Here is a 15319-nt window from a genome sequence, read left to right on the forward strand (position 1 = left end):
TGAAAACGAATGAAAGTATATGGAAACAAGTATGAAAATAAGACCAGTGATTGGAATTACAGGAAATGAAAGACCCTTCCCGGATGATCCAGACGCGAACATGAGTTATGCGGCGACTGGTTTTGTCGAAGCGGTCAAAGAAGCAGGAGGGATTCCCTTGATCTTGCCGATTGGAGATGCAGCCTTGGCCAAAGACTACATATCGATGATTGATAAGCTCATCATTACCGGTGGACAAAATGTCTTGCCCAAGTTTTACGGAGAAGAAATCACCATCGACAGTGATGACTACCTCTTGAAACGCGATCTCTTTGAGTTGGCTTTGATTGAAGAAGCGCGTGCGGCTAAAAAAGCGATCTTTACCGTCTGCCGTGGGACCCAGCTCTATAATGTCGCTCTAGGGGGAACTCTGTATCAAGACATTGAACACCACTGGCAGGACAATCCAGGTCAGTACACCAGCCAAGAGTTGGTGACCAAGGATCAGACGATCCTGCAAGAGATCTATGGTAAGACCAGTCGCATCAATTCTTTCCATCATCAAAGTATTAAAGACTTGGCAGATGGTTTAGAAGTGATCGCGCGGGATCCTAAAGATGACATCATAGAAGCCGTTCAATCCACAGATGAGAGTCGTTTCCTCGGCGTTCAGTGGCATCCGGAATTGCGTTTTGACAAGAGCCCAGCAGATCGCAAGCTCTTTGAATATGTCGTGACTCAATTGTAAAGAGGACCAGCTTCCTTAGGAATTTTTCCTAAGGGGCTTTTTCTTTAATCTGCGTAAGAAAGACTGTAAATTGTGACTAGGTTTTGGAGGAGGATGCGCTACAATAGAGCTAGTAGAATGAGGAGGATTAGGACATGTATCAATTTCCAAAGGATTTTTTATGGGGGAGTTCGACCTCGGGCCCTCAAACAGAAGGGCGTTTCGCCCAGGATGGAAAGGGAGACAATCTCTGGGATTACTGGTATAAGATCGAGCCCAACCGCTTTTATCAAGGGCAAGGACCAGAGAAAACATCGACTTTTTATGAACACTGGGAAGAAGATTTGGACCTCTTGTTAGAAACTGGCCACACGGCCTTTCGGACCTCTATTCAGTGGTCACGTATTTTCCCAGAAGGACGAGGAGAGATCAATCAAGCAGGCGTTGATTTCTACCGTCGTGTCTTTGAAAAGATAAAGGAGAAAGGGATTCACCTCTTGGTCAACCTCTATCATTTTGATTTACCGATGGCTCTTCAAGAGCAAGGGGATGGTTGGGAAAATAAAGAAACTGCCTATGCTTACCAAGAATATGCGCGTTTCTGTTTCAAGACCTATGGGGATCTGGTCGATCAGTGGATCACCTTTAATGAACCCATTGTCCCTGTGGAGTTTGGTTATTTTTATGATGCCCATTTTCCTCATAAGGTAGACGCAGCAGCAGCAGTAAAAGTAGCCTACCACACCCAGTTAGCAAGCTCTCTAGCGGTTAAGGCCTGTCACGAGGTGGATCCTAACTATCGTATCGGGATTGTGCTCAATTTGACACCAGCCTATCCTCGGAGCCAGCATCCAGAAGATGTGAAAGCTGCGCGTATTGCCGAGCTCTTTCAAGCCAAATCTTTCTTAGATCCATCTGTTCTTGGTCATTATCCTGAAGAATTAGTGGAGATCCTACGGGAGCGCGATCTCTTACCGGATTATGATCCCTTTGAATTGCGCTTGATTGAGGAAAATACGGTGGATTACCTAGGAGTTAACTATTACCAACCACTCCGTGTGGCGGCTCCTCGTTATGCTCCAAATCTAGCATCTCCCCTACTCTTTGAACAATTTTATGAACCTTATGTTATGCCAGGGCGCAAGATCAATCCCCACCGTGGTTGGGAAATCTATGAGCAAGGCTTGTATGACATTGCCCAAAACATCAAGGAAAACTATGGCAATATCGAATGGATCCTGACAGAAAATGGGATGGGGGTTGAAGGAGAGGAAAAATTCCGCAAGGATGGCGTGATCCAAGACGACTACCGGATTGACTTTGTCAAAGACCATCTTCGTGAGCTCCACCGGGCTATTCAAGATGGTGCCAACTGTAAAGGATATTTGATCTGGACCTTTATTGACTGCTGGTCTTGGCTCAATGGCTACAAGAACCGCTATGGTTTAGTTGAATTGGATCTTGGGAGTCAAAAACGTACCCTCAAAAAATCCGGCCATTGGTTCCGTGAGTTGAGCCAGCAGAATGGATTTGAAGAGTAGAAAAAGCAACCTATCAACCAAGATGTTGATAGGTTTTTCTTAACCCTCCCTTAACTAGACCAATTTTCTTGAATTTCCTAGTTGACAAACTGGAAGAAGCATTGTATACTGACTCCACTGGTTGCTTTTTGGTCAAATTAGACTAGACCAATTTTAAAGTAACTGAGAAATCGACCATGGGTCGTTTGACTAAGTAAAGGGGAAAGTATAGCAAGGCTATATCGTAAAAACTATGTGCGGAATCGTTGGTGTTGTAGGAAATACAAATGCTACTGATATTTTGATTCAAGGACTTGAAAAACTCGAATACCGAGGCTATGACTCTGCGGGTGTTTTCCTAGCTAGTGAAGGCAAGAGCCAATTGGTAAAGGCAGTTGGTCGCATTGCAGAATTGTCATCTAAGGCAGAAGGTGTCGAAGGAACAGCTGGGATTGGACATACCCGTTGGGCCACTCATGGAAAACCAACTGAGGACAATGCCCACCCACACCGCTCTGAAACAGGTCGCTTTGTTTTGGTCCACAATGGGGTCATTGAAAACTATCTTGAAATCAAGGAAGAATACCTAGCAGGTCACCATTTCAAGGGGCAAACAGATACAGAAATCGCTGCCCACTTGATCGGAAAATTTGCTGAAGAAGATGGCTTATCTACGCTCGAAGCCTTCAAAAAAGCCCTCCACATCATCCGTGGGGCCTATGCTTTTGCTTTGATGGATGCGGAAGATCCAAGCACGATCTATGTGGCAAAAAATAAATCACCACTCTTGATCGGTCTTGGCGATGGTTACAATATGGTCTGCTCTGATGCCATGGCCATGATTCGTGAAACCAACCAATACATGGAAATCCATGACCAAGAGTTGGTCATTGTCAAGGCTGACAGCGTTGAAGTGCAAGACTATGATGGCAACGTCAAAGAACGGGCTAGCTACACGGCTGAACTCGACCTTTCTGATATTGGAAAAGGGACTTACCCATACTACATGCTCAAGGAAATCGATGAGCAACCAACTGTCATGCGTAAGTTGATCCAAGCCTATACAGATGAATCTGGTCAAGTAGTAGTAGACCCAGCTATTATCAAGGCTGTTCAAGAAGCAGACCGCATCTATATCCTTGCGGCTGGTACCTCTTACCATGCTGGATTTGCGTCTAAAAAAATGTTGGAAGAGTTGACGGATACCCCAGTAGAACTCGGTATTTCATCTGAGTGGGGGTATGGTATGCCACTTCTCAGCAAGAAACCACTCTTCATCTTTATCAGCCAATCTGGTGAAACAGCCGATAGCCGCCAAGTATTGGTCAAAGCTAATGAAATGGGCATCCCAAGCTTGACAGTGACCAATGTCCCAGGTTCAACTCTTTCACGTGAAGCAGACATGACTATGTTGCTCCATGCTGGTCCTGAAATTGCGGTAGCTTCTTCTAAGGCTTATACGGCTCAAATCGCAGCCCTTGCCTTTCTGGCTAAAGCTGTTGGGGAAGCCAATGGCAATGAGAAGGCCAAAGCCTTTGATTTGGTGCACGAATTGTCTATCGTTGCCCAATCGATCGAATCAACCCTTTCAGAAAAAGAAGTGATCGACGAAAAAGTTCGTGGCTTGTTGGAAACAACCCGCAATGCTTTCTATATTGGACGTGGCCAAGATTACTATGTTGCTATGGAAGCCAGTCTGAAACTAAAAGAAATTTCTTACATCCAATGTGAAGGCTTCGCTGCGGGTGAGTTGAAACACGGGACCATCGCTCTGATCGAAGAGGGTACACCGGTCATCGCCCTCTTGTCTGACCCAGTCTTAGCCAGCCACACACGTGGAAACATCCAAGAAGTGGCAGCACGTGGGGCTCATGTTTTAACCATTGCAGAAGAAAATGTCGCTAAAGAGACAGATGATTTGGTCTTGACAGCGGTTCACCCTTACCTCTCTCCAATCTCAATGGTGGTGCCAACCCAATTGATTGCCTACTTTGCAACCCTTCATCGTGGGCTCGATGTCGACAAACCACGGAACCTTGCTAAGTCTGTAACCGTTGAATAAACTTGTCTATATAGAAAAAACATCCTCGTTAGGTTTTTCCTAACGAGGATATTTGTTTTATTTGTCAAAACCTTGCAAGGCTTTGAGGCGTTCTTCTGTTTGTCCCTTGGCGTCTAGTTTTTTACCTTGGTAAACAGCTGATTCCCATGATCCGTACATTGGATTTGGGAAGATGATGAATTTTTCACCAAATTCTTTTTGCAATTCGTCCAATTTCTTGTCGCGATCAGCTTCAGAGGTCTTAGAGAAGTCTGCAAAGTCGACCAGGTTGTCCCCGAAGAGCAAGACAAGGTTGGTCTTTTCTTGTACAGCTTGGCGACGGCCTTCTTTTGATTTGACGCCATCTTCTAAGAACATGAGGTGGTCACGTCCTTGAACAGGAATGCCTTCTTTTTCAAGGTTTTTGATGGTATCATCTACTTGAGAGGTTGTACGGTCAGAAATGTAGTAGATTTGAACCCCGTTTTGATCCGCATATTGAAGAAAATCTTTGGCACCTGGCACCGCTTTTGCGGCTGCTTTTTTCACCCAAACATCCCAATCTTTAGGATTGAAGGCCGTACCATCTTTGACGTTTTGAACTTGGTAAGGGCTGTTGTCTAAAACAGTTTCGTCCAAATCCAAGACGATGGAATAAGGCTTATCAGAAGGAGTTTGGAGGATCTCTTTCAAACGGTCAGTAGCGACATTGTAGCCTTGTAAATACAAAGCCTTAGTTTCAGCTGCCTTTTGGTACCAAAGGACAGACATGGTATTTTCTTGTGAGCGCTGTTGATCATAGGTCATCGTCACCTGATTTTTAGTGCTGCTTGCTTTTGTCTCTTGCGTTTTGTTGGTGTTGCTTCCACAACTCGTCAGTAAAATGACAGAAGCAAGAGCAGAAACGATGGTAAAGGTGGTTTTTGTTGTTTTCATAAACCGTACACTCCTTAAAATTATTCTATAAAAATTATACTCCTTTCAATCTTGCCTGACAAGAAAGAGGAGAAGGTGTCTAGGAATCGGTGAAAAGAACAAAGGAGAAAAAATGCTGTTATGAAAGGTTTCTTCGCCTCAACATATGCTATTTTTTCCTTTAAAAGAAGGGGTATAGTTTTTTGCTATAACCAGGTCAAGAAAAGATCAAAGCGGTCCTTTTCTTCTAAAATGAAACAATAAAGAAAGATACCCGCAAGTCCCTATTTTCAAGGACTTGCGTTTTTTTGATACCTTTCTTAATAAAGAAATTTTAAGGCCTTGATAGGGAAAATATATTAGTCAGCTACTTTTCGAGGTGATATCATGGTTACAAATTCCAGAAGGGAAGCAGTCAATCTTTCTGTTGGAGAAATATTGAGGAGGATGTACAGTATGAGTAAAAAAGAATTGGTTCTTCGTGCCATTCGAGGCGAAGCAGTAGAGCGAATCCCTGTAGGATTTTGGCTCCATTATGTGACCCAAGAAGAAAAAGAATTGGGGCTAGACAATCCGGCTGTAGTTGAAAAAAGTATTAAAGGACACCAACACTATGTAGAAGAGATTTCACCTGATTTTGTCAAGATCATGAGCGATGGCTTTTTCCGCTATCCGAGTGCACTTTATTCGAAAGAGATCACATCAATCAAAGAATTGAAGGATATTCAGCCCATCGGGGAGCATCATCCTTGGATTGAAAAACAAATTGAAGTGGTCAAGGAGATTCGTTCTCATTTCCATGAAGAGATTGCTTCTTTCTACAATATCTTCTCGCCTATTTCTTATTTGAAACGCTGGTTCCGTACGGATCAATCCCGTGGAGACCAAGTGATTACAGACTTTATCAAGGAGGATCCAGAAACTTTAGCTCATGTCCTTGACGTGATTGCAGGAGACATCGCTACTTTAAGTCGCCGCTTGATCCAAGAAGCAGGTGTTGAAGGGATTTACTTCTCAACCCAGCAGGTCCAAGATGAGCGAGTGACAGATGAAGAATACCGCAAGATCATTGAACCGAGCAATATCGCTGTCCTAGAAGCGGCCAATGAAGCTGGAGGTATCAATATCCTTCATATCTGTGGTTTTGAAGGGGCTAGCAATGAAGTGGAGCTCTTCAAGGATTATCCAGCTCAAGTCATTAACTGGGCGACCCATCATGAAGGCCTTAGCCTAGCCGCAGGTCGTAAACTTTTCGGCGATCGTGCCGTTTTGGGTGGCTTTGTCAACGGCAAGAAAGGTTTGCTCTACCAAGGAGAACGAGAAGCTATTGAGCAAGAAACGCGTCGCTTGGTGGCTGAAGCCGGAAGCCGTGGTTTGATTCTTGGAGCAGACTGTACCGTGCCAGATGATTTCCAATTGGAACGCTTAGATTGGGTACGTCAAGCAGCTGTATTGTAAGAAGAAAGGAGAGGGAGATGAAAAAGATCAATGTATGGTGTATCCTGGTAACCGTTTTGTTTTTGCTTCTAGGGCTCAGTAAAGTAGCTCTAGCAAGCAGTCAGGGGAAAGCAAAAAAAGATCCAGATATGGCAAGACTGGAGAAGATTCCAGCTCATAGTTTCTCCCTCATCCGCCCATCTGACCTAGCAGGAATTCTACTCCTTGAAGATCAGTGATAAAAAAAGATGAAGAGCTTGATAAAAAATATATATTAGTCAAACAATTATCGAAGTGATAAGATAACAAACAAGAAAAGATTAGAACGAGGTAAGAACATGTCATCAAAAAGAGAATTAGTCTTAAAAGCTTTTAAAGGAGAAGCAGTTGACCGTGTGCCAGTTGGATTTTGGCATCATTTTACAACAGAAGAAGAATGGTTGAAAGGATTTTCCAATCCGGAAATTATTGAAAAAAATCTCAATGGCCATAAAAACTTTCTTCACAAGGTCAAACCAGACTTTGTCAAACTTATGAGCGATGGTTACTTTGCTTATCCAAATCCAGCTATTCACAAAGGCCTTGAAAACATCTCAGATTTAGCAGGGATTGAACCGCTTGGAGCCGATCATCCATGGATCACAGAGCAAGTAGAGCTCGTTAAAAAAATCCGTGCTGGTTTTGAAGAAGACATTGTGGCTATCTACAATATCTTTGCTCCAGTGACCTACTTCAAATGGTTGGTCGGAGAAGTTTCGGGAGGAGATGACTTGATCGCAAACTTTATCGATCAAGATGCAGCAACTCTTAAAAAAGTATTGGATACGATTGGCCAAGATATTGCAAGTTTGAGCCAACGAATCATCAAAGAAGCAGGGGCAGACGGGATCTACCTCAGTGTTCAAAGCATCCAAGATGCGCGGGTTACACAAGAAGTCTATAAAAACATTATTGCACCGAGTGAACTCCATGTCTTAGAGGCAGCCAATGAAGCCGGTGGCGTAAATATCCTTCATATCTGTGGCTACGAAGGAGCTCGCAATGATATCCATCTCTTCACAGGCTACCCAGCCCAAGTCATTAACTGGGCAGTTGGACCAGAAGGCATCAGCCTAGCAGAAGGACGCGAAATCTTCGGTGGACGCACGGTTCTTGGTGGTTTTGAAAATGGCAAAAATGGTCTTCTTTACACAGGAGATAAGGCTGCGATCCAAGCAGAAACCAAACGCATCATCGCAGAAACAGGAACCACAGGTTTGGTCATTGGTGCCGATTGTACGATTCCAAGTGACATTGATGAAGAACGAATCGAATGGGTTCGTGAAGCTGCAGCAGAATAAGGAAAATAGAAAGAGGGAGAACAGAGTATGAGTAAAAAAACATGGATTATCGGTGGGGTGGCAGTGCTTGCCATTGCAGGTGCAACCATTCTTGGACGGAGCTTGAACCATGCAAACGACAGCAGAGGCTCAACAGGATCGAACAAGGTGACAACCTTGAAAGTAGCCCACACTCAAAACTATGTACCGTATGATTTCGTTGATGAAAAAGGAGAGTCAGATGGCTATGAAGTAGCCGTTCTCAAAGCCATTGACGAAAAACTACCAGACTACAAGTTTGAGTACACCGGAACAAGTGATGACGATCTCTTGATTGGTCTAGAATCTGGTAAATACGATATCGGAACCAAAGGAGCTTGGTATACCGAAGAACGTGCCAAGAAATTTATCATTCCAAAAGAACCAATCGGAGCAAGTATCATCGGATTTACCGTCCGGAAAGAAGATGCGAATAAATACAAGAACATCGATGACTTCGCTAAAGAAAAAGGAAAATTGGTTCCAATTTCACCACAAAATGCACAATGGAATGTTATTAAAGAATACAATGAAAAGCATAAGGACCAACAAATCGAATTAACAGCTGCGGAATCTTTCAAAGTCGCAGATGCCTATGCTTGGGTTCTTGAAGGACGTTACGATGCCTTCTTTGATATCAAACTTTCCTTTGAAAAAGCTGTCACAGATAAAGATGGTTCTTACCACCAATATGCGGACAAACTGAGCTGGTTTGCCTACAAAGGAATTCCAACTTACCCATTGATCCATAAGGATAAGAAAAACGAAAAATTTGCGGAAGCATACAGCAAGGCCATCAAAGAATTGGAAAAAGATGGGACACTTGCTAAATTGTCGAAAAAATATTTCGGTGAAGATGTCTTCAGTTATGTAGATAAAGAGAAATAAGATGGAACTGGGTGCGCATAGCCCCAGCTTCCTTATTTCTATATGGATACAGAAAGGAAAAGAAACATGGTCTCATACGACATTTCCAAGGTCTGGTCATTTCTTCCAACCTTGGTCCAAGCCCTACCAGCGACCCTAGCTTTGATGGTTTTAACGACGGTTCTCGGTTCTGCATTTGGCTTGGTTTTGACCTGGGCACAAGTATCAGAAGATAAGGTAGGAGCAGGTCTGGCAAAAGGCTATGTCTTTATTTTGCGTTGTACTCCTCCGATTGTCTTGCTCTTTTTGGTCTTTTATGGACTTCCCCAATTTTTGAACTGGTGGTTGGGCATTGACATTGACCACTGGTCCAAGTTTGTCTTTGTCCTTGTTGCCATGTTTCTTCTCTTTGCCGCGATGATCTCTGAGGTTTTCAAGGCAGCCTATTTGGCCATTCCAAAAGGTCAGATGGAAGCGGGCTTGAGTATCGGCTTGACGCCGGCTCAAACCATTTGGCGGATTGTCCTTCCCCAAGCCTTTCGTGTGGCTCTTCCAAATATGACGACTGCCATCTTAAACCTCATGCGCGATGCCGCTTTGGCTTATACTATTGGCTTTATCGATATCATGGGAGCAGGAAACAACTTGATCAGTCGCAATCTTGGGAATTATTCCCTCGAAACGTATACAGCCGTAGCAGTGATCTACTGGGCAATTGCCCTTGTGATCTCCCTCTCCGCTCAACTCCTTGAGAAACGACTCAGTGTAACAGAAAGGTAGCTTATGGATTTCAATTTTATTAGTAAAACATTTCTAGCCACCTTGGGTGGTGTTCCAGTGACCCTTCTGATCATGGTCGTGTCGATTCTCTTGAGTTTTTTTCCAGCCCTCTTTTTGGCGCTCGGTCAGATCTATAAGGTCAAAGGGGTTCGCAGTTTCTCAGTGGTTTACTTGGCTTTTATTCGCGCGACGCCTCCGATTCTCTTGATTCTCTTCTTTTATAGTCTCTTTCCCAGCCTCTTGAATAGCTTTTTTAAGAGTATTGGCAGTCACTTTAATGTCTTTGAGATCAATCCCATTTACTATGCCTTTATCATCTTTAGCTTGATGACTACAGGGAGTCTGGCTGAAATTCTACGCTCAGCCATCCTGACCGTGGATAAGGGCCAGCTAGAAGCAGCGCAAGCCATTGGTTTGACCAATCGCCAAGCCTATATCCGCATTGTTTTTCCCCAAGCCCTGCGTTCAGCCCTGCCCAATTTGTGTAACTTGGTTATCAACTTGGTCAAAGGAACCTCCCTTGTCTTTGTCATGACCATCAAGGATATCACCGCCATTGCCAAGGTCGAAGCCTCTTATGGTTATCAATATTTTGAATCCTATCTCGTGATTTTTATTCTTTATATTGTCATTTGTGGGGTGATTCAGTGGGGATTCAACCTCTTGGAAAAACGCCTGACACTCGCTTAGAAGAAGGAGAAATAAGAAGATGTTAGAAGTAGAACACGTATCGAAAAAATTTAAGGACCATCAGGTCCTGGTAGATGTCAATCTCAAGGTTAATCAAGGGGACGTTGTCGTCATTTTGGGCCCATCTGGATCAGGAAAAACAACTTTCCTTCGTTGCCTCAACCACTTGGAAAAGGCAGACACAGGCCACCTAACCCTAGGTGGAAAAGAATATGACCTCTCAAAACTTAGCAAAAAAGAGATTCTAGAAATCCGCCAAAAGACAGCCTTTGTCTTCCAGCATTATAATCTCTTTGCCAACAAAACAGCTCTTGAAAATATCTTAGAAGGCCTGGTTGTAGCTCGTAAGATTCCAAAAGAAGAAGCCATCCGACGGGCGGAATCCGCCCTTGAAAAAGTTGGTCTCCTCGCTTATAAGGATTACTATCCTTCTCAATTATCAGGTGGTCAGCAGCAACGGATCGGAATCGCACGTGCCATTGCAGTGAAACCAGATGTGATCTTGCTGGACGAGCCGACTTCAGCACTGGACCCAGAGTTGGTTGGGGATGTCTTAGATGTCATGAAACAGCTAGCCCAAGAAGGAGTGACCATGGTTGTCGTAACGCATGAGATGAGCTTTGCGCGTGATGTGGCTAATCATGTCATCTTTATGGATGGCGGGCATATCATTGAAGAAAATGAGCCCCATGAATTCTTCAACAGTCCAAAGGAAGAGCGAACCAAACAATTCCTTTCACGGATTTTATCCGACGCCACTTATAGTGTCGAATACATGATTTAACAAGAGGCACACCTAGTAAGGGTGTGTTTTTTGGATTCTGGAAAAAATTTAAAAATTAGCTCATTTTTTAAAAATCATTACGAATAATATAAGTGAGAGGGAAATATGACTGATAAAAAACAACGATTTGTACTACTATTCTTACTGACTTTGTTTCTAGGAGGTTGCAGTCTTTTTACGGATAAAGCTGCTGAGAGAAGAGAAATGATTCAGATTGCAGAAAGCACGAAAATGGAGCGAGCGATAAGACACTTGTTAATCAGTATCGATCCGAAAGCTTTCACTTCAGAAGGAGTCATTCACTCCTATACCCTGATAAAAGGTGAATTGGAATACAATCCAATGGGAGGGATGAATGTTTATCTCGTGATCAATGGCGATAAAAAGTTAACGATCGATACGACTATTCAAATGGAAGATTCAGGACAGTTCGAAGCAGGTAGTTACGGTATTTCAGCAAAATTAGATGATCTGTTAAGTAAAGCAGAAGAGACTGGGAAATAAATTCATAGTGGAGTCATTCATGGAAGCATCAAAGGAAAATATGAGAACTAAAATAATAGGGACGTTATGGTTATTGCTAACCACTTTGTGCCTAGGAGGATGTAGTCTTACTACCGGACGATCAGAGCAACGAAGAGAAATGCTAGAGATTGCAGAGAGTAAGCAATCAAAAAGAGTTCTCGAAAATATATTGAGACAAGAAGATCCCAATGCCTTGACAGCGGAGGGGATTGTGAAGTCATATAAAATTAATATCCACCGGCTGAGATCTCATCCCATGGGAGGTTTGACGATAGAAATGATGGTTAATGAGGATGAGAATTTAACCATTACGACAACCTTAACCCAAGAGTCTGATGGTCATATGGAACAGAATGGAGTAGTCATTTCAGGGGAATTATCCAAGAAATTAGTAAACGATAAATAAGGAATTGCAAGAGAATGAAAAAAAGATACAGTATGACCGTAATCATGATTCTGTCAGGGCTATTTCTAGGAGGATGCAGTCTTATTACCGGACAAGCTACAAAGAAACAAGAAATGATTCAGATCGCAGAGAGCAAGAAGATGAAAGTGGCGATTGAGAATATGTTAAAAAAATTAGATCCAAAAGCACTTACACCAGAAGGAAAAATTAAAACGTATAAAATTTCTAAAGATGATTTAGATTATAATCCAATGGGAGGACTATTAGTAAAAATAGTCATAAATAATGATGATAAGTTAGTTTTGAGCACAACTATACAAGAAGATGCTACTACAGGGAAATATGAAGAGACCTATTTTGGGAAAACAGAGGAGTTAAGTGATTTATTAACCAACAATTAAAATAGGTAACCAGAAACATTTTCTGAATCAAAGCTGGTATGTTACATCAATAGTTAGTGCTTGTAACCTTTTGGCAATGTTTTTTAACAAAAGTAACATTTCAGACGTTGATGGAATTTTGTATAATAAATTTTAAGAAAACTAGAAAAAGAAACGGGAAGAAATGAAAAAAAGTAAATTTATTGTGTTGATAATGGTAGTATTTAGCCTGAGCTTAGGAGGCTGTAGCTTTTTTAATGGACAATCTGCAAAAAAACAAGAAATGATTCAAATCGCAGAGAGTAAGCAAATGAAAGTGGCGATTGAAAAATATTTAAAAAAACAGGATCCAGAGGCATTAACTCCAAATGGGAAAATAAAGACTTATAGGATTTTAAAAGACAAATTAAAATATAACCCAATGGGAGGACTGATTCTAGAGGTAGTCATTAACAATGATGATACATTAATAATCAATATGACAGTTCAAGAGGAAGATTCTGGGGAATATACCGTTGCAGCGTCTGGGATGCCAAAAAAGTTAACGAGACTAATAAGAGGAGAAAGTGATGGTCATTAATTCTAATTTTTCGGATCTTCAACATCAGAAAACATCCTTATTGGAATATCAACCGTTAGAAATGGGTCAAGATTATTCTATTAACGATGGAGATGATTATATTGGTAACTTAGCTCACATCTATGATAGTGTAAATGGCAATGAAGAACAGGTCTTTGTACTAACGGATAGTGGCAAGGGGGTTGAACAAGATCCAGTCCCCTATTCTGCTTCTGATGAAGATCGCGCCCAAATCCATGATGTGACAGTTTTGATGAAGGGATCTGAAACTGAAATAAGTACACAAAAATTACTCCATGATACATTTACAGATTGGGTAGGGACAGATTTGCCAGCAGCTTCCAATATTTTGAACCCTGGTGGTGCAAGCGAGTATGCAACAGAATATGCGAAGAATTATGCGCGAGATAAGGCTAAAAATGGTTTTAACAATGCTGTAGAAGCTTTTGAAGATGCAATTATTCCTACATCTGTTAATCTTCCACCGGAGGCCACTCCCTTAGGTAGGTTCATACAAAAAGCGATGGACAATCCTGTCAGCAATTTCATACAGGAAAAAGCATCAGATGCGGTCGGCTTTTTTGCAGAAAGAACAGCCGAAGAACAGGTTAAATTTCCTGCTTTAATGGGAGCTGCTTTTTTAAAAAAATACAATGATGAAAACGGTACTTTCCCGCCTCCGCAGTTTAAAGATGCTGCAGCTCATTTGAAAGAGGTGATCCGAAAATACCCCAATGCCAAGATCGATCTATACGGTCACTCTCTGGGGTCTATGAATATTCAGTATGCGCTTGCCTGTTTGACGGAAGAGGAAGCTTCTCATATTGGGACTGTCCATCTATACAATGGCCCTAATGCCTATCCTATTTTAACACCCGAGCAAAAAGCGCGTATAGATTCGCTGAAGTACAAAATTTACAACCACATTGACCATAAAGATTTGGTTAGCTTGGGCTATCAGGATTCTGGAAGCAAGGAATCCAGTGGGATTGTCAAGCACCTCAAAACTAAAAATTTGATAAATACTGGCCTGCAGCACATGATGCATGGTTATATCTATGATAAGGATGGGAATTTGGTTCTTGAAAAGGGAACGGAAGCCATCACTCGCAAGGAAATCATTGAAGAGCGGATGAAGGTTTACTATCGCCTAAAGGATAAATTACAAAAAACAGGTGGTGGACTGAGTTCAAGTGAACAAATCTATCTCGATGCCTTGCAGGCACGCTTGGCTTCTGATGAGCTGATTCGAGTAGTGGATGAAGGGCTGGAGCAAGCTCAGAAATCTAAGGCACGACTGGATACAGATTTAGAAGCTTTGGAGAAAGTATTACAGACCGTTCCGAAAGGCTTCATTCTCAATCTTTCCGAAGTAGAAGAGGCCTATGCACAGGCTGGTGCAACAAGGCAAACAGTTGTCACTCAAGTAAGAGAAAGGTTCGACAATCGTTTGGCTGCATATCAGTCCTTATCGAATGAATTTCATGCTTTAAACGAGCAAGTGAATACAGGAATTGAGCTCTTAAAAGCAAAAGATCAAAAAATAGCAGGAGAAATGAACCAGTGGGAACAACTAGCTTATTAATTTCATCTACTCTTTCAAAAAAGGAAAAGAAACTAGATCACTTGGAAAGAGAGTTCCAAAAAGCGCGCTTGGAGCTAGATGAAAAGCGTTGCCTAGTGGAAAGAAAACAGCAGCTCTTCACCCAGATGCTGGAAGAAGAGTATGCGATGGCAGCTTCCTTTTTACAACAGCAGGAGATTGATAGCAGTTGTGAATGGGAGTCCCTCCATCGCTGTATCGAAGAGTATGATCTCGAAGCTAGAGAAGCTGCACAAGTAGCCTTAAAACAGATCGAAATCGAGGAAGAGAATTTATGGCAATCCTACCGGAAAGATAGACGCCAACTGGAAGAGGAGTTTGCACAAGATAAAGTTTCATAGTATAGAAGAGGAGGAAGTATGGGTGATAGTCCAGTCAAAGATTTCTTTGATTTAGATATGAAAGATAAGATGAGGATCATCGAAAGCCGAAAGAAACTTGAAAAAGATTTAATCCGTGTTGTCTATGCGCCCATTTTATTGGCCTGCAAGGCAGGAGTTGAGAAACGTTACAATGATGGATTGACTGCGATTACAACAGTAGCTGAAGAAGACGTCCAGGTAGTTGGAAAACAACTGGATCAGTCCATGGTGGGTCAATTTGCTAAAAACGTACAGACGGTTATTCAAGAAAAAGCTGGTAAATTTAAATCTATCTAGCCAAGAACTTCTATTTAAATATAGAATCTGGAGTGACTCCAGATTTTTTTAATAAATTTAAAAAATTA

Annotated in this window: 18 protein-coding genes; 17 read left to right on the forward strand and 1 reads right to left on the reverse strand. The window is 42.2% G+C overall.

All coding sequences use genetic code 11. The annotated features are described in order from the left end of the window. Positions 1–31: 31 nt before the first annotated feature. The 3 genes from LIZ08_RS04495 (at position 32) to glmS (ending at position 4288) form a co-directional block, all read left to right on the forward strand. A complete protein-coding gene (locus tag LIZ08_RS04495) occupies positions 32–727 on the forward strand; it encodes a gamma-glutamyl-gamma-aminobutyrate hydrolase family protein (RefSeq protein WP_201088945.1) in 696 nt (231 codons plus the stop codon). A gap of 134 nt (positions 728–861) precedes the next feature. Beyond that, positions 862–2247, forward strand: a complete 1386-nt coding sequence (locus LIZ08_RS04500) for a glycoside hydrolase family 1 protein (RefSeq protein ID WP_227038364.1) — start codon at positions 862–864, stop codon at positions 2245–2247. A gap of 232 nt (positions 2248–2479) precedes the next feature. Continuing rightward, on the forward strand, positions 2480–4288 hold the full coding sequence (gene glmS, locus LIZ08_RS04505) for a glutamine--fructose-6-phosphate transaminase (isomerizing) (RefSeq protein WP_195327186.1): 1809 nt from the start codon (positions 2480–2482) through the stop codon (positions 4286–4288). Positions 4289–4345: 57 nt separating this feature from the next. Here glmS and LIZ08_RS04510 read toward each other — a convergent pair whose 3' ends face one another. Next, positions 4346–5203 carry a 5'-nucleotidase, lipoprotein e(P4) family gene (locus LIZ08_RS04510; RefSeq protein WP_070448942.1) on the reverse strand — a complete coding sequence of 286 codons (858 nt, stop codon included), beginning with the start codon at positions 5201–5203 and terminating at the stop codon, positions 4346–4348. Between the two features lie 426 nt (positions 5204–5629). Here LIZ08_RS04510 and LIZ08_RS04515 point away from each other — a divergent pair, with 426 nt between their 5' ends. From LIZ08_RS04515 to LIZ08_RS04580, 14 genes are all read left to right on the forward strand, one after another. Continuing rightward, positions 5630–6640: a uroporphyrinogen decarboxylase family protein gene (locus tag LIZ08_RS04515; protein WP_406697815.1), complete on the forward strand. Its 1011-nt coding sequence runs from the start codon at positions 5630–5632 to the stop codon at positions 6638–6640. A 17-nt stretch (positions 6641–6657) separates the two neighbouring features. Continuing rightward, positions 6658–6858, forward strand: coding sequence for a hypothetical protein (locus LIZ08_RS04520; protein WP_021154358.1), 201 nt, complete (start codon positions 6658–6660; stop codon positions 6856–6858). A 99-nt stretch (positions 6859–6957) separates the two neighbouring features. Beyond that, a complete protein-coding gene (locus LIZ08_RS04525; RefSeq protein ID WP_049507558.1) occupies positions 6958–7959 on the forward strand; it encodes a uroporphyrinogen decarboxylase family protein in 1002 nt (333 codons plus the stop codon). A 27-nt stretch (positions 7960–7986) separates the two neighbouring features. After that, entirely contained in the window at positions 7987–8865 is an 879-nt protein-coding gene (locus tag LIZ08_RS04530; protein WP_155169342.1) for a transporter substrate-binding domain-containing protein, read from the forward strand. A gap of 66 nt (positions 8866–8931) precedes the next feature. After that, positions 8932–9624, forward strand: a complete 693-nt coding sequence (locus LIZ08_RS04535) for an amino acid ABC transporter permease (protein ID WP_049507562.1) — start codon at positions 8932–8934, stop codon at positions 9622–9624. Between the two features lie 3 nt (positions 9625–9627). Next, the gene (locus tag LIZ08_RS04540; protein ID WP_003004305.1) at positions 9628–10314 is read left to right on the forward strand and encodes an amino acid ABC transporter permease; all 687 of its coding nucleotides are present in this window, start codon (positions 9628–9630) and stop codon (positions 10312–10314) included. Between the two features lie 19 nt (positions 10315–10333). Beyond that, positions 10334–11098 (forward strand): amino acid ABC transporter ATP-binding protein, encoded by a 765-nt coding sequence (locus tag LIZ08_RS04545; RefSeq protein WP_049507565.1) that lies wholly within the window; start codon positions 10334–10336, stop codon positions 11096–11098. Between the two features lie 105 nt (positions 11099–11203). Then, entirely contained in the window at positions 11204–11602 is a 399-nt protein-coding gene (locus LIZ08_RS04550; RefSeq protein ID WP_070448947.1) for a DUF1310 family protein, read from the forward strand. Positions 11603–11621: 19 nt separating this feature from the next. Then, positions 11622–12029 (forward strand): DUF1310 family protein, encoded by a 408-nt coding sequence (locus LIZ08_RS04555; RefSeq protein ID WP_024056359.1) that lies wholly within the window; start codon positions 11622–11624, stop codon positions 12027–12029. Between the two features lie 14 nt (positions 12030–12043). Then, entirely contained in the window at positions 12044–12430 is a 387-nt protein-coding gene (locus LIZ08_RS04560; RefSeq protein ID WP_024056358.1) for a DUF1310 family protein, read from the forward strand. 163 nt (positions 12431–12593) lie between these two features. After that, positions 12594–12989, forward strand: a complete 396-nt coding sequence (locus tag LIZ08_RS04565) for a DUF1310 family protein (protein ID WP_024056357.1) — start codon at positions 12594–12596, stop codon at positions 12987–12989. Continuing rightward, positions 12979–14574, forward strand: a complete 1596-nt coding sequence (locus tag LIZ08_RS04570; RefSeq protein ID WP_070448949.1) for a hypothetical protein — start codon at positions 12979–12981, stop codon at positions 14572–14574. The genes LIZ08_RS04565 and LIZ08_RS04570 overlap by 11 nt, the downstream gene beginning before the upstream one ends. Continuing rightward, positions 14553–14933: a hypothetical protein gene (locus tag LIZ08_RS04575; RefSeq protein ID WP_024056354.1), complete on the forward strand. Its 381-nt coding sequence runs from the start codon at positions 14553–14555 to the stop codon at positions 14931–14933. Before LIZ08_RS04570 ends, LIZ08_RS04575 begins: the two co-directional genes overlap by 22 nt. A gap of 18 nt (positions 14934–14951) precedes the next feature. Continuing rightward, positions 14952–15251: a hypothetical protein gene (locus tag LIZ08_RS04580; RefSeq protein WP_024056353.1), complete on the forward strand. Its 300-nt coding sequence runs from the start codon at positions 14952–14954 to the stop codon at positions 15249–15251. Positions 15252–15319: the final 68 nt, after the last annotated feature.

It is taken from the genome of Streptococcus sp. 210928-DFI.4.42 (genome assembly GCF_020554365.1).
In the GTDB taxonomy this organism is placed as follows: Bacteria; Bacillota; Bacilli; order Lactobacillales; family Streptococcaceae; genus Streptococcus; species Streptococcus parasanguinis_S.